Source organism: Solibacillus sp. FSL W7-1324 (genome assembly GCF_038008025.1).
Taxonomy (GTDB): Bacteria; Bacillota; Bacilli; order Bacillales_A; family Planococcaceae; genus Solibacillus.
Map to the genome: position 1 here is coordinate 537,006 of NZ_JBBOYH010000001.1, position 19,051 is coordinate 556,056.

Sequence of the window (19,051 nt, forward strand, 5' to 3'; positions counted from 1 at the left end):
ACTTTAAAATGTTCAAATATCGGTGCTCCATCTTCTAATATCGCACCATCTTGTTCTAATAAGCGGTTCATTTATTCTAATAAAATTTAGGCAAGGCTTTTTTGTGCATTAATCTAGGGCAACCCCTCATCCAGTTCAATGCCATTTCAGCAATCTTCTAATATCCGCTCCGGTTCTTCTAATAACACAGAAACTTCTTCTAATATCGTGCTCAAATGTTCTAATAAACCACTCGATTGTTCTAATAAAATCAAGGCAAGGCTATTTCGCGGCGCCTCAGTTCATCCACTACTATGTATGCGTTTTTAGGCAACAAAAAAAAGGCGCCGGAAAAATGCGCCTTCCAATTTTATGGTTGCTGTGTAAAGTAACTTAATTCTTCATCAAACTCCGCATAATCGAAGTAAATCATCGGGAACAGGAAGCGATGGTTATTTTTCAAATCGCGTAAAATTACATGGTCACGACCGGCTGCTTCCACAACTCCGCGAACCGCCCGCGTATTACTTCCAGCTACCGCATTATCAAATGAAAAATAAAACGTACCTGGTTTCCCTCTGTTTAACCGTAAAATATTCTCGATATAGGATTCCTCACGTGGCATGCCTACTCCTTGCATACCTTGCATCGTTGTAGGCATCGGAACCGTCGCAGGATTCATCTGTTGCATTGGAGACGTCCAATAATAAGTCAATTTTGCATCCTTTCATAAAGAAATTTAATAGACTGCAGTCGTCGGTGCAAGAAACAGTAAACGAAGAAATAGCTGCTGTTTCTTTGTTTTCACACTAAGCAGGGCACTTGCATCACCTTTTGCCGCACCGTATCCGAGAAAGAAGGGCGGCATGTAAACCTTTTATTCGAAGTTTAGGCGTTCGATGTGACCTCCTTTTTCGATTTAGTATATGCATCAATAAAAAAAATGAACACCAAAACAGTGTTGTTTTTTGACCAACCAACATACAATAGGATAATTAGTTCGGTTATATGTAATAAGTTTCAATGGAATGGGTAAAGATAAGTAAATAAATGAGAGATTGTTGCCGGTGTTGACGAAAAGCGCGGGAGTGGAACATCATGAAAATAGGAATTTGGTTAGGCATAATCATTAGCGCATTATTGTCCTTTGCGGTCGCAATTTTTTACGAACAGCCGATACATTGGTATTTATTCGTTCTTCTAATCGTCATCGGTTTATTCATTAATACAATCATAATAATTTTAAAAATGCAGGATGATCCTACGGTAAAAGATGAGTCGTAATCAATCGACTCATCTTTTTACGTTTCCGGGAAAAAATAAACCCGTTCAACCTTGAAGATACCAAGGGAGAACGGGTTTATAAGTCATTAAATCGCTAACAGTTTTTCTAGTTTTTCATTATCCAGCAAGTTTCCAACCAGGAACTCGCCGAATTCGCCGTAGCGTGCTGAAACTTCGTCAAAGCGCATTTCGTATACGATTTTCTTGAATTGAAGCATATCATCAGAGAATAATGTAACGCCCCACTCATGATCATCTAAACCGACAGAACCTGTAATGATTTGTTTAATTTTACCTGCATAGCTGCGGCCAATTAGACCGTGGTCATACATCAATTTTTTACGATCTTCCATTGAAAGCATGTACCAGTTGTCATTGCCTTCACGTTTCTTGTCCATTGGATAGAAGCATACGTATTTTGATTTTGGCAGTTCAGGATATAAACGCGCACGAATATGCGGGTTTTGATATGGATCTTCATCTGACTTACCAGCTAAATAGTTCGATAATTCGACTACAGAAACGTAAGAATACGTTGGAATTGTAAAGTCGGCAATCGCCAATTTCGCAAATTTTGTTTCGATTTCATTTAGTTCTTCAGGTGTTTCACGTAAAGTCATAATCATGAAATCCGCTTTTTGGCCAATAATTGAGTAAAAAGCATTCGAACCTGTATCTTTATTTAAGTCTTCTAAAAATGCGATAAATTCTTTTGTAGCGGCTTCGCGTTCTTCAGCCGAAACCAATTTCCATGATGTCCAGTCCATTGAGCGGAAATCATGTAATGCGTACCAGCCGTCTAATGTAATTGCTGCTTCATTCATCTGTTCAAACACTCCTTGTAAATGAAAATGATTCACAATTAGTGTAGCATAGTTTCAGGAAAAAATATCATTTCAAAACTGCAAATTCCGCCAATTCACCAATTTGACATGACTTTAAAATACGGTATGCTAAAGTGAGGAAAAATTAGGCTAGGAGTATAAAATATGAATGATATTTTGCAGCAAACAATGTGGCGTTTTATCGATCAGTCGATCAGCGCGAATAAACGCTCGCCATTAGAGTCCTTTGCAATGGATGATACACTATGTCATCTTGTCGGTCAGAAAATGACCAATTCGACAATACGAACGTGGGTCCATCATGAAGCAGTAGTTCTCGGAATCCAAGATCATCGCTTGCCTTATATAGAGCAAGGGATGGAAACATTGAAGAACAGTGGTTATGATCCGATTGTCCGCAATTCTGGAGGACTGGCTGTCGTATTGGATGCGGGAGTTTTAAATATTTCGATTGTATTAAATGAGGACAAGCCTCTAAGTATTAATAATGCGTTTGAAATGATGGTTGCATTGATTCGTCAGTTATTCCCTGAAATTGCAACGAAAATAGAAGCATATGAAATTGTTGGTTCTTATTGTCCAGGTTCATATGATTTAAGTATAGGCGGTCAAAAGTTTGCCGGTATTTCACAGCGTCGCATGAAAAACGGGATTGCTGTTCAAATTTATTTATGTGTTGAAGGCAGCGGCAGTGAACGAGCGGAATTGATTAAACGTTTTTATGAAAGTGGTTTGCAAGGCGAGAAAACGAAATTCGAGTATCCGGATATCAAGCCGGAAGTCATGGCTTCACTTCAACAACTGACAGGGCAAAACCTGACAGTATTCGAAGTGAATGAAAGACTTCGCAATCTATTGAGGCAAAAGAATGGCCAGCTGTTGGAACTGCCATTGCAGCAAGAGGAAATGGAATTGTATAACTACTATTTAGACCGCGTGTTCAAACGCAATGAATCGATGCTAAGTAAATAATTAAATAAATAAAAAGAAGGCGAGGTGCTAATATAGCGCTTCGCCTGAATCATTTAACGATGTTTGGGAAATCAAGTTGCCGTTACGCTCCATTTTGAATGTTGGTGTGGCTTCAGTATCTGTTTCTAATGCTACTAGTCGTCTTGCGCGGTTCATAATCGAAACAAACTGCTCGTAATCTTCTTTAATCGCTTTATTCTCTTTTTGCAGTGCTGCCAGTTGTTGTTCAAGCTGGTTTTTCTGTTCTGTTAACAGTGATGTTAATTTGCGCCATTTTAATAGGTCCTGTTCATTTGAATTCGTATGCTGCAGTTGTACTAAGTATGCAATGACGATATCGAGTGATAAGGCCGATAATGGAATCGATGTTGGCTGATTTTCATTTGACGGCAGTAAGTATACTGGTGTTGTTCTGCGTTTTGTAGCTGTGTTCATCATGCGCATACGTTCTTTGCGTTCTTTTTTCGCTTGTGCCAACTCTTCTTCATAAATGCGTCGGACTACGGCATTCCAGCGAAAACCACAGGCTGCTGCTGTTCGGTTCAGTAAATCTCCAGCTTCTTCAAAAGCATTTAATTGAGTACTTCCTTCTTTTACATGGCGTAAAACAGCCTCTGCTAACAGCTCATCATTCTCTTTCACCCATGCATCTTGTCTTGTTTTTGTCATCAAAAACTCCCCCTGAATTAATAATAGTTTTGTTGTTGTAAATCTATCATGTCCAAAGGGGAAAACATTTATTCAATATATCGTAAAATGTTGCTAGAATAATGAGAAATATGTTCCTAGCAGAACTTTGGCCGGAATTGCTAGGATAATGCTTGAATGAAATAAGTAAAATGAGATACAATAGCAAATAGGTTAAAACAGCGAAAATAGCTCATAGAGAGGTGTTGACACTATGGCAAACTTATTCCACGTTTGCGATGAATGTCAGGCCGTTAATTTAAAGACGTTAATTCCAAAATTAAAGGAAATTGATCCAGAAGCAACGATTGAAATTGGCTGTCATTCATACTGTGGCCCGGGCCGCAAAAAAACATTTACATTTGTAAATAATCGTCCAGTTGCCGCATTAACTGAAGAGGAGTTAATGGTAAAGGTACTCGACAAATTGAAAAAGTAACAGCGTAAAAAGGACGCGTTCTGAAGTATTTCAGAACACGTCCTTTTTGCGTTTTCGGCGGATTCATTTCTATTTCAATGGTATCTCACTTATAATGATGTTAAGAGATAAGGAGGTGGGCTATGTGATGACATATGCAAAAACAAAACTGCAAGAGGAAAAAGTTTTTAAAGACCCTGTCCATCGCTATATTCACGTTCGGGATCAAGTCATTTGGGATTTGGTCAAAACAAGAGAATTTCAAAGACTGCGCCGTATCAAGCAGCTTGGTACGACGTATTTAGTGTTCCACGGAGCTGAACATAGCCGATTCAATCACTCATTAGGAGTTTATGAAATTGTCCGTCGTATTGTGGATGATGTTTTTAAAGGAAGAAAAGAATGGGATGATTCCGAGCGGTTACTCGTATTATGTGCCGCATTACTGCATGATTTGGGGCATGGACCGTTCTCGCATGCGTTTGAAAATGTATTTGAAACAGATCATGAATATTTTACACGCCAGATTCTGCTTGGGGATACAGAGGTAAATACCGTACTCCGCCGAGTGGCAGAAGATTTCCCTGAAAAGGTGGCGCAAGTAATTGAAAAAACGTATCCAAATGAATTGGTTGTTAGCCTGATTTCCAGTCAGATCGATGCTGACCGTATGGATTATCTGCAGCGCGATGCGTATTATACAGGTGTCAGCTACGGTCATTTCGATATGGAACGCATCATGCGTGTTATGCGTCCGCGCGATAATGGCGTCGTAATAAAAGAAAGCGGAATGCATGCAGTCGAGCACTACATTATGAGCCGCTACCAAATGTATTTGCAAATATATTTCCACCCGGTATCGAGAAGCGCGGAAGTCGTGCTGAACCATATTTTAAAACGGGTGAAAGTGCTGTGCAAAAATGATTATCCATTTAAAATCGAGCCGACACCTTTTATATCTTTTTTCAAAGGGAATATCACATTGGAAGACTATATTGCACTTGATGAAAATATCATGATGGCCTATTTCCAGTTTTGGATGGAAGAGGACGATGAGATTTTACGTGATTTATGCAAGAGATTCGTCAACCGGAAACTGTTCCAATATACGAATTTGAATCCTTACAAGCAGCCGGAAGTATATGCAGAGCTGCAACGTTTATTTTTACAGGCGGGCATTGACCCGGAATATTATCTGGTGCATGATTCTACATCAGATTTACCGTATGACTTTTACCGTCCGGGCATTGAAGGGACGAAAAAGCCGATTTATCTGCTAATGCAGGACGGAAAGCAGCGTGAACTATCGGAGGAAAGCCAAATCGTTGAAGCAATTGCCGGTCGCATCAAAGTGGACCATAAAGTGTATTATCCCGAAGAGCTATTTACAGACGAGCGGATTCCAGTAGAATTGCGCAACGAAATTAAACAGCTGATTGATGAAATTTAATATGAGCAGGAGACCCCTTGGTGAAATAGGCGGGAAAACTCTGATTAATTACAGCATCAACTTCAAAAAAACACCTCACTTATCCCTGGAGAAAAGTGAGGTGTTTCGTATTTATTTATTAACTGAAATTCAGCGCTGCCCAACCATTACTGGTCGCTGTAGCGTACGCCACCTTTTGCAAAGTGGTTTTTAGACATTTCTTCAATAATGATTGATACATTTTCTACTGGTGCGTCTACTGTTTTAGAAACAGCTTGTGTCACTTCTTCAACGAGTGCACGTTTTTGTTCATCTGTACGGCCTTCAACCATTTTAATTGTAACGATTGGCATATAGTCGCCTCCTAGTTAAAATATAGTGTATAGTATTTATATTAGCGTATTTGGAGGGATTTACAATGGCAAATGAAGAAAAATCGAAACCAAAAATGGGTTTTACGATAATAAAAAATGATCCTACCGATGGGCATAAAGGATTCGGTATTGGTTCACTTTCATTGGAAAACGTTTCGCCGGTCATTGTCGATGTCGCGGAAGGAACAGCAGTTGTCGATATCGGAGCAATGCATGCGAAAAGTGAAGTAGAGCGCGGCATTAAGTTTACGATGAACCGTGAAGACTCAGCAGGCGGAAAAGATTACTGGCTTGTTTGGGTAACAATTGACCATAAAGAATCCGGTGCCTATTTTGCCGGTGTAACGGCATGTGAAATGGTCGTAAACCGTGAGAAACGCCGTGGCTATAAAATTTTGGCAGACCATGTGAACAAAATGGATAAATCGATGAAGCGCCACATTATTGTCGACCATATGGATGAAGCTTCAAAGAAAATATTGGCCGACTTCCTAAAAAGCCATAATGAAGAAATGTGGAACAACAGTGAAGAAAAATTAAGACAGGATTTAGCATAATACTGGGTTCTTTAACGGAATCTATATTTTATAAGAAATATTACACAATTCAGTGAACAATATGTGACATTTCAAAAACTACAAAAATCCGTGGTTGAAACTGGTTCTAAAAGAAAGTAAACTGAATTTAAAGCTTGCGAAATAGTAGGCTAGGACATGTGGGATATGAAACAGGTTGAGCAGTATGCGGCATTTGAACTTTCCCAAGCCGAATGCCCCATGGTTCTCAACCTTTCATGACCACAATAGAAAAGCTCTTTCGTGTCACGGACTTGAACCGGATACGAAAGAGCTTTTTTAATTAAATTTATTCCCAGAAGTTACGTAATGCTTCAAACGGTAATGATTCAAAGAAATTGCCCCATGAATCCTGATTGAACAGATCAAATGATGCACAAGATTCTTTTGGTACATCTTCGGTTTTCATATAAACAACGCGCTGGGTAGAACATGACTCGTGCGCCAGTTTACCTGTACGGATGTCGACAGTTACTGGTTCTACACCACTCGGCATTGTGAATGTTTCATTCGCCTTACCATCAAGTGCTGTTTCCATGAAATCAATCCATACTTGCTTGGATGCGGCCATATCTGCCTGGACAGATAATGTTTTACCTTGGTCATAGCCATTCCACACACCTGCTGTTAAGCTTGGTGTGAAGCCAATCATCCATTGGTCACTGTTTGTCGTTCCCGATTTGGCTGCATATGTGTGACTCATACGTGCACGCAATGATAAACCGGTTGCCGGAGAATAATCACTGAATACAGGGTCGAACATACCTGTCATCATTTGCGTTAGGATGAATGCATCCTGTTTGGAAATGACTTGTTCTTTTTCAGGTGGCTTATATTTGTAAACGACCTTTCCTTTTGCATCGGTAATGGACAATACAGTTGTCGGCTGTCGTTTTTCTCCGCCTGCAGCAATGATATTGTAGGCGTTTGTTAAATCATACAGCGAGTTTTCTGCAGTTCCGAGTGCAATGGACGGTACATCTTTTTCGGAATAGTTGAGCCCGAAACGTTTCTGAACATCGCGGAAAGACCGGTAGCCGATGTTTTCTAGTGCTTTTACCGCATAAATATTGTCGGAAATCGCCAATGCCTGCGCCATCGAAAGCTCATGATCAGCATATTTTTTATTGACGTTTTGCGGTGTATAAGTTGCTCGTCCATTATCATACGTAAAGGTTGTTTCACTCACATCCAGGAAGGACATCGGATTAAAGTCCTTTTCCAGTGCCGCAGCATACAGTATCGGCTTAATGGCAGAACCCGGCTGACGGTTACCTAATGCAACACGGTTAAATGAACTTACACCGTAATCACGCCCGCCGACAAGTGCTGTTACAAAGCCAGTATCAGCTTCCATGCTTACAAAACCAACTTGTAAATCATTGTTCGGCATATTCGTCTTGATTGCATTTTCTGCTGCGCGTTGATGTGCCTGGTTGAGTGTTGTTTGAATCGTCCAGCCACCTTCGCTAATACTCAGGTTTTTCTCTTCTAAAATATCGCTTGCTTCTTCCCAGACAACATCCAGGAAATAGGGAGCAATTGATTTTGTCGCAATCCATTCATCACTTTTTAGGGCAACCTGTTCTGAAGTGGCACGAGTTTTTTCATCCTCTGTAATTTTCCCTTGATCTTTCATTAACCGTAATATTACTTGCTGGCGATTTGTTGCCTTTTCCAAGTTATTAAGCGGCGAATAATACGTCGGTCCTTTTGGTACGCCCGCAAGCATCGAAGCTTCGGCCAATGTCAGGTCCTTCGCGGATTTACCGTAGAAGTAACGGCTTGCTGCTTCAGCACCGTACATACCGTGTCCGTAATAAACCGTATTTAAATAGCCTTCTAAAATTTCTTCTTTTGAGTAAAATAACTCCAACCGATATGCAAAAAGGGCTTCATTTAACTTCCGGTTCCATGTCTTTTCATGGGATAAATATAAATTCCGTGCATATTGCTGGGTCAGTGTACTGGCACCTTGAACTTTACCACCGGCTTTAATATCCGCCAATACGGCACCTGCAATCCGGGAAAAGTCAAAACCGCTATGCTCGAAGAAATCTTTATCTTCTACCGCAACAGTAGCATCGATTAAGTAAGGTGAAATTTCATCAAGGTCTGTCCAATAACGGCGTTCCTTTGTAAAATAGTCACCTATCTGATTATGGTTGCTATCTAGAAAAATTGAAGCTTTCGGAACGGTAAGTGGCGGTGCTCCGGCAACTTGTGCATATATACGTAATGATAGGAACATAACAGCGAAAAAACATAAAAGGGCAATCATAAAGAGTCCGATTTTTTTCACGAAATTTTTTCGCTTTTTTCGTTTTTTATATTGCTGTCTTTTCAAGTTTTTCCACCTCATTTCTTATTTAATAGAGGGCAATATAAATTTAATGAATTACAAAAAGTAATGAAAATTCTATTGCACTTTTAATGAAAACAACTATACTTTTTCGTAGCGCATATTACGAATTTAGTCGTATATGCAGCTATTACAAAAGCAATCCATAATGTCGAATTATGTCAGTTGCACTTAATTATACGAAAATAGCGAATCAAAAGTTTCATATGTTAGATTTAGTATGAGCAAAATCTTCTATCGCTATGCATTCTAAATTAAGAAATCGATTTATAATACGCAATTTAAAATAGAGAAAGGTATAGGTGACTGTAAATGAGATTTGATGAAACTTACGCAGGAAATATGTTTATTAAAAGCCACCAAAACTATGAAGAAAGTAAAGCTGTTTTATACGGCATGCCAATGGACTGGACAGTAAGTTACCGTCCAGGTCAACGTTTTGGTCCGGCCCGAATTCGTGAAGTATCGGTTGGTTTAGAAGAATACAGTTTTTATTTAGATCGTGAGCTTGCAGATGTACCGTTTTTTGATGCAGGGGATATTCCGTTGCCTTTCGGTAATCCGGAAAAATCATTAGCAGAAATTAAGACGTTTGTCCGTCAAGTACTGGCTGACGATAAAGTACCTGTAGGAATGGGCGGAGAGCACTTAGTATCACTGCCTGTAATGGAAGCAGTCTATGAAAAGTACGAAGATTTAGCAATCATCCACTTTGATGCACATACAGATTTACGTACGGATTACGAAGGAGAGCAGTACTCACATGCCACACCAATTCGTAAAATTGCAGATACAATCGGACCGGAAAATGTTTATTCATTCGGAATTCGTTCAGGCTTAAAAGAAGAGCTGCAATGGGCAAAAGAAAACGGTATGCATATTTCATTGTTTGAAGTATTCGAGCCGTTAAAGCAAGTGCTGCCTAAATTAAAAGGACGCAATGTCTATGTAACAATCGATATTGATGTATTGGATCCTGCACATGCACCTGGGACAGGCACTGTCGATGCTGGCGGTATTACACCGAAGGAATTATTAGCATCAATTCATGAAATTGCACGCTCTGAAGTAAATGTTGTCGGCTTTGACCTGGTTGAAGTTGCACCAATTTATGATCACTCAGAAATTACAGTAAATACTGCTGCAAAATTAATTCGCGAAATGATTTTAGGCTGGGTGAAGTAGGAGAATTAGATATCCGCTAATGTTTAAGAAAAGGTACTCGACTGAGTGCCTTTTTTATTTGATTTAGTAGAGGTAAATAAATACATAAGTTCGAAAATACACCATGTTACAGCTTAAATTTAATGGGGTAAAGATTAGTATGCTGCTGTGACAAATGAATTGGTCGATTTGTGGATTTCGAAGCATCCCACAATAAGGAAGCATCATCGCTTTAAATAAACTGAGACTATTACATAGATTTGAATCAAGGGGCAAGTTAGAAATAGGAGTGTTTATGTTGGGAAAGGGTAATATTTTATTAATTATTTCATTGTTATTCAATGTAGTGCTATTAGGAACAGGAGGTTATGTATTGAAAAATATCGGAGGAATTGAGTTTGTAAAAGCAAAAATGCAGTCAACGCCATCTCCTAAAACGGATTCTGCTTATTACTATACGAAAAAAAGCGTCTTTGAAAATTCATCCATTAGTAATGCAGATAAAGTGTTCATGGGTGATAGTATTACCGATTACGGAGAATTCCAGGAATACTTTCCAGATGAAGTTGTGCTGAATCGAGGAATCCGGAATGATTGGACAGGAGGGGTATTAAAACGGATTCAGGAAGTGGTGGACCGCAACCCAAAAGAGGCTTATTTAATGATCGGTGTCAATGATCTCCGCTACAAAACAGAAGACGATGTATATAAACGTAATGTCGAGAAAATTGTGGATTCGTTTAAAGGAAAAGATACAAAAATCGCGATACAATCAATTCTGCCTGTGAATAACAGGTTGTTCGGAAATGAAGTGACAAATGATCAAGTGAAGCGGTTTAATGTTATTCTACAACGGATCGCAGAAGATAAAGGCATTGAGTATATCGATCTGCACTCAAGTTTCGTTGATAAAAACGGACAACTGGATAAGCAATATACAGAAGACGGGCTCCATGTAAATGGGAAAGGGTATAAAGTTTGGGTCAATCAGCTTCGCTCGAAATAAAATAAATTATTATAAGGGTTAGGATAAGAGCATAAATATCATTTAATAAAGAAAATTCTAATTTAGAAACAGATGCTATTTTAAAATTGATTGGAATGAAGGGCGAGTGTAGCTGACGGCTACGCCTTTCGCTACAAGCAAAGCTTCCTGCGGGAACAGCACGACGCCTGAGACTACAGGCTCAGGCCGTGCCCGCGGAAAGCGTCCCGAAATGGAAATCAATTTTAATGCTCCGCAAAAAAATGGTATTTTTCTCTTTGAGAAAAATACCATTTTTGGGTTATACCCACATTCGTTTTTTTACGTCGATATTGGGGTCCTTTTTTTCTTGATTGAAAACCCGCCAAGCAAAATTGTCCCGTACGGAATCCATTTTTTTATTAAAATTGAAACAATGATAGGAATGAATATCCCAATCATCGTATAACCAATTAGCCCGTACGTGAAATAATCGTTTAAAATAATATCCGCAAAAATATGAAGATACATAATAGTAAGCGAGTGATTTTCTATTTTCTGCAGCCAGTTTAGCGACAGTTTTACTGCGAGCAACTGGAAGCATCCTATTAAGACAATTGTAAAAGATATAGGAATGATTAAATCCAATATCAAATGGTCATAACGTAAGAACTTCATGCTCAGTCGATACTCAATAATATTGAAGTTTTCGAGTAATACCGCTATCGCACTCACGAACACGGCAGTACCCAACCACCTTTTGGAAACATCCATCCACAATTCTTTAAAATAATACCCGATTGCAAAATAGACGATTGCCATCAGTGCCACATCAATGTTCCAAATCATTGGAATCGATTGCGCCGCTTCGGATGGCTTGCCGCTAATAACGTCCATTGCGATGATACTCTCAAAATGTGCTAGAACATAAAAGAGTCCTAAAATAATAAACTGTTTCATCCGGCTGAAGTAGGTCGTCAACCACATGAATAATAAATATGTGAAGAACAATGTTGTTACAAACCAGAAAACACCATATGCTCCACGAATAAAGCGCCCTCCCACTGCAATTGTCCATAAGTCATTAAGATACCATTGTATATCTAAATTGCCTGAAGAAATCTCCATTCCATAACGGACCAGTGTAATACTCGTAAGGAAAAATAGGTAAGGGAAGATTAATTGCATGAACCGTTTGTAAACCGTCAGCTTTATATCCTTTTTTTCTAAAACCGGCTTAAAGAATAAACCGCTTAATATGAAAAAGGCTGGCATATGGAACCAGTAAATATATTTCGCAAGTGGAAATTCGAGCTCTCCTGGATAATGCCCGATAACGACAAGGATCATTAAGAATCCTTTCGTAATATCCACCCACGTTATCCGTTTTTTCATCAATAAACACCTCTAAAAAAATATGCTGTTATTATATACCCTTCTTTCATATAAGTAGTGGAATGTAACAGTAAAGATATGTAATTGTTAAATAAAAGGTAAATCACGGATATTAAGGATTCATATGGTGCCTGAAATTCTAGAAGAAATGCAAATGACTTTATAAAGAGGGAATATTAGGTTTTTGAATGGAGAAAACAGTGTGTTATAAGCTTTTGACTTTTAACACACCATTTCATTTTCGATGCTTAATCTGGTTATAATGGCAGATCTGAATATTTGCCTGCTGTTTTGCATTCAATAAAGCGTCATTTGATAAGCGGTAAAGTTCTTTGACGGTCTGTCCATTTTGCGGATAGGAGCAAATGCCAATTGCAAGAGTCAGTTGATTGGAAGGGTAGTCTTCAAAAGTGAGCTGCTGTACAGATTTATTAATTGAATAGGCTAAAGTAATTGCTTCTGCAGGAGCCATTTCCGGCAGTACTACGTAAAACTCATCACTATCAATACGCCCAATATGCGCATTTTCCGGCAGCTGGTCTTTCAGCATTTTTGAAATTTGTACGAGCACTTCATCGCCGGCTTTATAGTGATACATATAATTCATTTCCCGAAACTGCCGAATATCAATATGAAGCAGCTCAAAAGGTATTTTTGCGTTTACATAGGAAAATAACTTTTGCTCAATCGCTATATTATTTGGCAGCTGTGTGAGCAAATCCGTTTTTCTTAATGCATAGATTTGTTTAATTTGTTTATTTTTATCTTCAAGCTGCATTAAGATTTTTCGGACAGCATAAAAAGTGAGAACCGAAACGATGAAATAAAGAATTAAATAAGACAGTCCATTTACTGCAAAACGGTCAAAAATAATAAGAATGATGAGGTGTTCGATCGTTATGATAAAAAAATAGATAGGGATATTTTGATACGTTATCGGACGTTTAAACGCTATAAAGGACGCAATTAATGTCACGAGTAAAGTATTCAGCATTATTACGAATGATAATATTGTTGTGTACAATAAAACAAACCGACTCATTGCAATGAAAAAGCCAGTAATGACAATAGCAACAGGTCCCCCAAGCAAACCACTGAAAAGCACAAAAATAATCCGGTTGTTTATTAACATTCCGTGAGCATACGGAGTAGCCAATGCAGTCAAGATAAAGGCAGCGAACCCGAAAGTCACACCAACAATGATCGACTTATATTTATGGATAAAAGGATTATCTTCATATTGAATGAAAGGCCAGAAAATTAGAATTGTGAAGCAAAATAAAATCGAAAAGTTGATTGTCAGCTCAAAAAACATGGCATCCCCCACCTTCGTAATTATTAATACCCATTATTTTAGATTATTTATATGGAAATAAGAAGATAGTTTTGTTTTTGCCTGTTGTTTTGCTATCACTAAATTTTCAAGAAGCTCCGAAGATGTTTGTCCGTTAGCTGGATAGGAACTTATTCCTACCGTGACGGAAATATGTATGGATAAATCTGCGGATACTTCGAACGGTTGTTGGGCAATCGTAGTAATTAAATTATTCGCCTCTACAATTGCAACAGCAGGAGGTACATCCTTTAAAACGATAAGAAATTCCTCACCGCCGAGTCGGCCGACATAAGCCTCATTTTTTTTCGCATATTCCATCAAGTGTTGGGCAAGTTGTTTAATGACAAGATCACCTGTAGAAAAACCATACTGTAAATTAAGCGTTTTAAAATTCCGAATATCCACGAGCAATAAATTGAAAGGGGATTTCTTTTTTATCAAGTATTGTATATGTTTTTCATTTTCATTATTGTTCGGCAACTGCGTCAAAAAATCGATCCTTTTCAAATGAGTCGTCTGTTTTACCGTATCATTGGCACGCTTTATTTGGCGAATGACAATATAGATGAAATAAAATGAAAAAATCGTAAATATACCGTAGAGCAATAAGTATTCAAAGCTTTTTGTCTGGAAGCAAAGCCCAAGAAATAATGCGACAAATGTTTCGATAAAACATACCCAGAAAAATAGAAATATATTCTTATTCGTCATTTCATATTTTCTTGTGACAAAGAATAACGTCACAACAACAACAAAGAAATTAATATTGAGAATCATTGGTACCAATGCCAAATATGGAAGGAAAAAAAGTCCGATTCCTATAATTAGACCACTGATTAAAATAGCAAATGACCCGCCTAGTAAGCCACTGTATAACACCGGAATATATTGAATGTACATCATGAAATCATTCGTAAGCTGAACAGCCGAGAATGTCAAAATGAGACCTGTTATACCAAATTTCATTCCGATTACATAAGGACGTGTACGATGGATGAACGGTGTTTGTTTAAAATGATTGATAAATGGCCAATAAATTAAAAGTGTAAACGTAAATAATATAGAGAAGTAAGATAATATTTCGATTAACATAATAAGCTCCTTTATCCACTAATCATTACAGTTTTGAACGAAAATTACTATAAAAATAGAGGAATCAAATAAAAATCGTTCAAATCAAGTTGATTGAACGAGTAAGCGCAAAATTAAGTTCATTGTTGCTTAAAGATAGTTACTTATCCTATAATAAAAAGGTTATAGAAATATATGTATAGGAGCTGACTGCTATGGCGAACGAGCGCGGGAAAACAGTCAAAATCAAACTAGTTTCCTCCATCATTCCAACCGAGGGCGAGCTTGAACAATATGAAATGTGGCTTGAAGGCAGTTGTATAGAAAAAGGGAACAGTCATTATTTGCGCTATGAGGAAGTTCAAGAGGATATGCAAATTCAAACGACGATCAAGCTTAATGAATCAAATTCGTTTATTATGCGAAAAGGCGGAGTGAATATGCGTTTGCCTTTAAATCCGGACTTACGCGAGAATGGACATTATGAAAGTCAATTCGGCTCATTACCTCTTGTTACAGATACACACCAGTTAGCCATTGAAGTAGTACAAAGCGAAAAAGTGTCAGGGCAATTTAAAACGCAATATGACCTTATCATAAGTGGCAATTCTGTTGGCCATTACAAATTAGACATTGAATTTACGGAGGTATAACGATGAACGCAGTAGAACAATTACAGCAGTCGATTAAAACGGCGTTAAAAGCGGCAATCGATCAAGCAGGCCTAGTAGAAGCGGGCACAGAAATCAACATTCATTTAGAAACACCAAAAGATAAAGCAAATGGTGACTTCGCAACAAATATCGCGATGCAATTAACTAAACTGGCAAAGAAACCGCCACGTGCAATTGCAGAAGCAATTTTAGAACATTTAACGACTGAAGGCACAGACATCGAGAAAATCGAAATTGCCGGACCAGGTTTCATGAATATTACTGTTCGTAAAGACTTCCTGGCAAGTGTTGTTACAGCGACTTTTGAACAAGGTGAAAACTATGGTCGTTCAACTGCAGGTGCAGGAGAAAAAGTACAGGTCGAGTTCGTTTCAGCTAACCCGACTGGTGACTTGCATTTAGGCCATGCGCGCGGTGCATCTGTAGGTGATTCATTATGTAATGTATTGGATTTTGCTGGTTTTGATGTATCACGTGAATATTATATTAATGATGCCGGTAACCAAATTAATAACTTGGCGTATTCTTTGGAAGCACGTTATAAGCAAGCATTAGGAATGGATGCGGAAATGCCGGAAGACGGATACCACGGTCCTGATATTATCGGTATCGCAAGTAAGCTGGCTGAAGAATTCGGTGCTACAATTTTGGACAAGTCTGATGAAGAACGCTTTAAATTTTTCCGTGAGCACGGCTTGAAACTGGAATTGGCAAAACTGCAAAATGACCTTAAAAACTTCCGTGTTGAATTTGATGTTTGGTATTCAGAAACATCTTTATATGAAAACGGCAAAATTGATGTAGCATTAGACAAATTAAAAGCAAATGGTCATGTATTCGATGAAGAAGGCGCGACTTGGTTCCGTTCAACAACATTCGGTGATGATAAAGACCGCGTATTAATTAAAAATGATGGTTCTTACACATATTTAACTCCGGATATTGCTTACCATGAAGATAAATTACGTCGTGGCTTTGATAAGCTGATCAATATTTGGGGTGCTGACCACCACGGCTATATTCCACGTATGAAAGCGGCGATCGAAGCACTTGGCTATGACCGCGGTACATTGGAAGTAGATATTATCCAGATGGTTCAGCTTTATAAAAACGGCGAGAAATTCAAGATGAGTAAACGTACAGGTAATGCTGTAACGATGCGTGAATTAGTGGAAGAAGTAGGCTTGGATGCTGTACGTTATTTCTTCGTTAAAACAGCAGGGGATTCACATATGGACTTCGATTTAGACTTAGCGGTATCACAATCGAACGAAAACCCGGTTTATTACGCACAGTATGCACATGCACGTATTTCATCAATTTTACGTGCTGCAAACGAGCAAGGGTTCGAAGCATCATTGGAAAACCTGAACTTGTTAGTAGCAGAAAAAGAAGAAGATGTGCTTAAAAAAGTAGGCGCATTCCCGCAAATCGTGGCAGATGCAGCGAAACACCGCACACCACACCGTATCGCAAACTATATTCAAGACTTGGCAGCTGCATTCCATAGTTTCTACAATGCAGAAAAAGTATTGAACCCGGATAACAAAGAGCTGACAGAAGCTCGTTTAGCATTAATCACAGCAGTAAAAACAACATTAGCGAATGCACTGAAACTAATCGGCGTAAGCGCACCAGAAAAAATGTAATATACTATTTCAAGCACTCTATTTCGTATAGGGTGCTTTTTTGAGGTGTTTCCACTTTACGAGCGATTTGTTCTACTTACGGGGGTGAAAGTTCTCCTTTAATATCGTAACACTCTACATTGCTGTAAAAATGTTCTACTTTCTACCGCAAACCTTCCACTTTCCCAACGCCAATCATTCATTTTCTAAAACAGTAAATTGAATCTAATCCCTATAAAGGAACTGGGGATATCTATTGACTTGTAATTTTCCGAAACGTACTATTAAATTTAACTTCTATAATACAGGACAATAAATATGAGGTGGTGCTTTTCATGAGCAAGGAACTATTTATACAAACCGACAAGCAGCAACAATGGCTGAAAAAGCTTGAAACTATATCAGAGAGCGTGAAAGAACATGCTCGGCAAACAGATGAACAAGCGACATTTCCATTTGAAAATTTCCGGAAGCTGAGAGAAATCGGCTATACAAAAATAACATTGCCACAGGAATATGGCGGAGATGGATTCACAGTGTATGATGCGCTGCTACTGCAGGAAACTTTGGCGAGCTATTGCGGAAGCACGGGGCTGGCTGTTTCATGGACCATTCAAAATGTGGGCGAGATTTTTGAAAATCGTTACTGGGATAAACAAAAGCTCGACTGGTTTGGCGAACAGATCGCAAATGGCGCGACAGTTAATCGTGCGGTAAGTGAGTTTGCAATGGGAAGCCCTGTGCGAGGAGGACGTCCGGGAACTTCCGCAAAACGAGATGGTGATTCCTATGTAATTAATGGACGTAAAAACTATACGAGCGGTGCACCAGACCTCGATTATTTTTTAGTATCGGCATGGATTGAAGATGAAGGCCAGTTAGGATTTTTCCTTGTTCCGAAAACGTCTGAAGGGGTATCGGTCGAAAATACATGGGATGTAGCATCAATGCGCGGTACGGGAAGCGATGATTTAGTGCTCGATAATGTACGTGTTGATCAAACAAACTTGGTGGAAATCCCGAACTATTCAACCGGATTTAAGCTGAACGGCTGGCTGCTGCTCATCCCGGCGACTTATTTAGGGATTGCGCAGGCAGCACGCGATTACGCGGTAGACTTTGCGAACAGTCACTCTCCGAACAGTATTCAAGGAACAATTGCGCAGCTGCCAAATGTGCAATCACTGATTGGGGAAATGGATTTGGCGTTGACGAAAGCACGCTTTACAATTTACGGTGTCGCAGGGCTTTATAATGATCCGATTAAAAAGGCGACATTAGTGAATGAAATCAATATTGCAAAACATGTAGTGACAAATACAGCAATCGAAGTGGTTGATAAAGCGATGCGTCTAGTTGGGGCGAAAAGCCTGCAAAGATCCAACCCGCTTCAACGCTATTACCGTGATGTACGCGCAGGTTTGCACAATCCGCCAATGGATGATATTACAATTAAACGCTTAGCTGAAACGGCAATTGAAAGAAACTTGAAAGAGAAAAAATAAACAGTTCTATTATCTGCGACTTCTACAAATTTAAACGAATTGTCTGAAATTTTAACGAATGAGCATACTTTTTTCAAAATATCCGCTATAATAGAGCTATTAATTATATATGGACGATAAAGGTTCTTACTCGATAATGAATTGAGTAAGGAGTAAAAGGGAAATCGGTTCAAATCCGATGCGGTCCCGCCACTGTAATTGCTAGTTGAGAGCAATATGCCACTGAAAAACTTTCGGGAAGGCGCTCTTCAACGTTTATGCATAAGCCAGGAGACCTGCCTTTATAATGCCCTAAATTAAACCTACGAGGATAGGATGTGGCGGATAAATTCTTTTTGTTGAATTTTATTTGCATGCGTAAAGCTTCCTTCGTTTCTAGTAGGGAGCTT

19 protein-coding genes and 1 riboswitch are annotated in these 19,051 nt (G+C 38.8%); of the genes, 10 read left to right on the top strand and 9 right to left on the bottom strand.

The genetic code is table 11. The annotated features are described in order from the left end of the window. Positions 1-349: 349 nt before the first annotated feature. The gene (gene gerQ / locus MKY71_RS02660; protein WP_339175082.1) at positions 350-670 is read right to left on the bottom strand and encodes a spore coat protein GerQ; all 321 of its coding nucleotides are present in this window, start codon (positions 668-670) and stop codon (positions 350-352) included. A gap of 48 nt (positions 671-718) precedes the next feature. Then, entirely contained in the window at positions 719-847 is a 129-nt protein-coding gene (locus tag MKY71_RS02665; protein WP_340731507.1) for a hypothetical protein, read from the bottom strand. A 230-nt stretch (positions 848-1,077) separates the two neighbouring features. On the opposite strand from MKY71_RS02665, the gene MKY71_RS02670 reads away from it, so the two are divergent. Continuing rightward, complete coding sequence (locus tag MKY71_RS02670; RefSeq protein WP_340731508.1) at positions 1,078-1,263, top strand: hypothetical protein; 186 nt, start codon at positions 1,078-1,080, stop codon at positions 1,261-1,263. Positions 1,264-1,349: 86 nt separating this feature from the next. Here MKY71_RS02670 and hemQ read toward each other — a convergent pair whose 3' ends face one another. Then, positions 1,350-2,087, bottom strand: coding sequence for a hydrogen peroxide-dependent heme synthase (gene hemQ, locus MKY71_RS02675; protein ID WP_340731509.1), 738 nt, complete (start codon positions 2,085-2,087; stop codon positions 1,350-1,352). 165 nt (positions 2,088-2,252) lie between these two features. Between hemQ and MKY71_RS02680 the strand changes: the two genes are divergently transcribed. Then, positions 2,253-3,080, top strand: a complete 828-nt coding sequence (locus MKY71_RS02680; protein ID WP_340731510.1) for a lipoate--protein ligase family protein — start codon at positions 2,253-2,255, stop codon at positions 3,078-3,080. Between the two features lie 27 nt (positions 3,081-3,107). On the opposite strand, the gene MKY71_RS02685 is transcribed toward MKY71_RS02680, so the two are convergent. Continuing rightward, positions 3,108-3,749, bottom strand: coding sequence for an RsfA family transcriptional regulator (locus MKY71_RS02685; RefSeq protein ID WP_339175085.1), 642 nt, complete (start codon positions 3,747-3,749; stop codon positions 3,108-3,110). A gap of 232 nt (positions 3,750-3,981) precedes the next feature. On the opposite strand from MKY71_RS02685, the gene MKY71_RS02690 reads away from it, so the two are divergent. Continuing rightward, positions 3,982-4,206 carry a DUF1450 domain-containing protein gene (locus MKY71_RS02690; RefSeq protein WP_008404549.1) on the top strand — a complete coding sequence of 75 codons (225 nt, stop codon included), beginning with the start codon at positions 3,982-3,984 and terminating at the stop codon, positions 4,204-4,206. A 127-nt stretch (positions 4,207-4,333) separates the two neighbouring features. Further along, complete coding sequence (locus MKY71_RS02695) at positions 4,334-5,635, top strand: HD domain-containing protein (protein WP_340733607.1); 1,302 nt, start codon at positions 4,334-4,336, stop codon at positions 5,633-5,635. 146 nt (positions 5,636-5,781) lie between these two features. On the opposite strand, the gene MKY71_RS02700 is transcribed toward MKY71_RS02695, so the two are convergent. Continuing rightward, positions 5,782-5,967, bottom strand: coding sequence for a 2-hydroxymuconate tautomerase (locus MKY71_RS02700; RefSeq protein ID WP_079524602.1), 186 nt, complete (start codon positions 5,965-5,967; stop codon positions 5,782-5,784). 65 nt (positions 5,968-6,032) lie between these two features. On the opposite strand from MKY71_RS02700, the gene MKY71_RS02705 reads away from it, so the two are divergent. Beyond that, positions 6,033-6,545 (top strand): YwhD family protein, encoded by a 513-nt coding sequence (locus tag MKY71_RS02705; RefSeq protein WP_340731511.1) that lies wholly within the window; start codon positions 6,033-6,035, stop codon positions 6,543-6,545. Positions 6,546-6,852: 307 nt separating this feature from the next. On the opposite strand, the gene MKY71_RS02710 is transcribed toward MKY71_RS02705, so the two are convergent. Continuing rightward, the gene (locus MKY71_RS02710) at positions 6,853-8,910 is read right to left on the bottom strand and encodes a transglycosylase domain-containing protein (protein WP_340731512.1); all 2,058 of its coding nucleotides are present in this window, start codon (positions 8,908-8,910) and stop codon (positions 6,853-6,855) included. Between the two features lie 327 nt (positions 8,911-9,237). On the opposite strand from MKY71_RS02710, the gene speB reads away from it, so the two are divergent. Continuing rightward, complete coding sequence (speB, locus tag MKY71_RS02715; RefSeq protein WP_340731513.1) at positions 9,238-10,110, top strand: agmatinase; 873 nt, start codon at positions 9,238-9,240, stop codon at positions 10,108-10,110. Positions 10,111-10,462: 352 nt separating this feature from the next. Further along, positions 10,463-11,095: a GDSL-type esterase/lipase family protein gene (locus MKY71_RS02720; RefSeq protein ID WP_340731514.1), complete on the top strand. Its 633-nt coding sequence runs from the start codon at positions 10,463-10,465 to the stop codon at positions 11,093-11,095. Positions 11,096-11,395: 300 nt separating this feature from the next. On the opposite strand, the gene MKY71_RS02725 is transcribed toward MKY71_RS02720, so the two are convergent. From MKY71_RS02725 to MKY71_RS02735, 3 genes are all read right to left on the bottom strand, one after another. Continuing rightward, positions 11,396-12,451 carry an acyltransferase family protein gene (locus MKY71_RS02725; RefSeq protein ID WP_445683731.1) on the bottom strand — a complete coding sequence of 352 codons (1,056 nt, stop codon included), beginning with the start codon at positions 12,449-12,451 and terminating at the stop codon, positions 11,396-11,398. A gap of 232 nt (positions 12,452-12,683) precedes the next feature. Continuing rightward, positions 12,684-13,763, bottom strand: coding sequence for a GGDEF domain-containing protein (locus MKY71_RS02730; RefSeq protein ID WP_340731516.1), 1,080 nt, complete (start codon positions 13,761-13,763; stop codon positions 12,684-12,686). 33 nt (positions 13,764-13,796) lie between these two features. Then, the gene (locus MKY71_RS02735; protein ID WP_340731517.1) at positions 13,797-14,876 is read right to left on the bottom strand and encodes a GGDEF domain-containing protein; all 1,080 of its coding nucleotides are present in this window, start codon (positions 14,874-14,876) and stop codon (positions 13,797-13,799) included. 194 nt (positions 14,877-15,070) lie between these two features. Here MKY71_RS02735 and MKY71_RS02740 point away from each other — a divergent pair, with 194 nt between their 5' ends. The 3 genes from MKY71_RS02740 to MKY71_RS02750 all read left to right on the top strand — a co-directional run bounded on the left by MKY71_RS02740 (position 15,071) and on the right by MKY71_RS02750 (position 18,662). Then, a complete protein-coding gene (locus MKY71_RS02740; protein WP_340731518.1) occupies positions 15,071-15,508 on the top strand; it encodes a DUF1934 domain-containing protein in 438 nt (145 codons plus the stop codon). Positions 15,509-15,510: 2 nt separating this feature from the next. Next, positions 15,511-17,178, top strand: coding sequence for an arginine--tRNA ligase (argS, locus tag MKY71_RS02745; RefSeq protein ID WP_340731519.1), 1,668 nt, complete (start codon positions 15,511-15,513; stop codon positions 17,176-17,178). 314 nt (positions 17,179-17,492) lie between these two features. Further along, positions 17,493-18,662 carry an acyl-CoA dehydrogenase family protein gene (locus MKY71_RS02750; RefSeq protein ID WP_340731520.1) on the top strand — a complete coding sequence of 390 codons (1,170 nt, stop codon included), beginning with the start codon at positions 17,493-17,495 and terminating at the stop codon, positions 18,660-18,662. A gap of 103 nt (positions 18,663-18,765) precedes the next feature. After that, a riboswitch (cobalamin riboswitch) is annotated at positions 18,766-18,959 on the top strand. Positions 18,960-19,051: the final 92 nt, after the last annotated feature.

Bases quoted from the DNA above. Each gene is read 5' to 3' on its own strand.
- gerQ (WP_339175082.1), bottom strand. From the start codon at position 670: ATGCAACAGATGAATCCTGCGACGGTTCCGATGCCTACAACGATGCAA.
- MKY71_RS02665 (WP_340731507.1), bottom strand. From the start codon at position 847: ATGCCGCCCTTCTTTCTCGGATACGGTGCGGCAAAAGGTGATGCAAGT.
- MKY71_RS02670 (WP_340731508.1), top strand. From the start codon at position 1,078: ATGAAAATAGGAATTTGGTTAGGCATAATCATTAGCGCATTATTGTCC.
- hemQ (WP_340731509.1), bottom strand. From the start codon at position 2,087: ATGAATGAAGCAGCAATTACATTAGACGGCTGGTACGCATTACATGAT.
- MKY71_RS02680 (WP_340731510.1), top strand. From the start codon at position 2,253: ATGAATGATATTTTGCAGCAAACAATGTGGCGTTTTATCGATCAGTCG.
- MKY71_RS02685 (WP_339175085.1), bottom strand. From the start codon at position 3,749: ATGACAAAAACAAGACAAGATGCATGGGTGAAAGAGAATGATGAGCTG.
- MKY71_RS02690 (WP_008404549.1), top strand. From the start codon at position 3,982: ATGGCAAACTTATTCCACGTTTGCGATGAATGTCAGGCCGTTAATTTA.
- MKY71_RS02695 (WP_340733607.1), top strand. From the start codon at position 4,334: ATGACATATGCAAAAACAAAACTGCAAGAGGAAAAAGTTTTTAAAGAC.
- MKY71_RS02700 (WP_079524602.1), bottom strand. From the start codon at position 5,967: ATGCCAATCGTTACAATTAAAATGGTTGAAGGCCGTACAGATGAACAA.
- MKY71_RS02705 (WP_340731511.1), top strand. From the start codon at position 6,033: ATGGCAAATGAAGAAAAATCGAAACCAAAAATGGGTTTTACGATAATA.
- speB (WP_340731513.1), top strand. From the start codon at position 9,238: ATGAGATTTGATGAAACTTACGCAGGAAATATGTTTATTAAAAGCCAC.
- MKY71_RS02730 (WP_340731516.1), bottom strand. From the start codon at position 13,763: ATGTTTTTTGAGCTGACAATCAACTTTTCGATTTTATTTTGCTTCACA.
- MKY71_RS02735 (WP_340731517.1), bottom strand. From the start codon at position 14,876: ATGTTAATCGAAATATTATCTTACTTCTCTATATTATTTACGTTTACA.
- MKY71_RS02740 (WP_340731518.1), top strand. From the start codon at position 15,071: ATGGCGAACGAGCGCGGGAAAACAGTCAAAATCAAACTAGTTTCCTCC.
- argS (WP_340731519.1), top strand. From the start codon at position 15,511: ATGAACGCAGTAGAACAATTACAGCAGTCGATTAAAACGGCGTTAAAA.
- MKY71_RS02750 (WP_340731520.1), top strand. From the start codon at position 17,493: ATGAGCAAGGAACTATTTATACAAACCGACAAGCAGCAACAATGGCTG.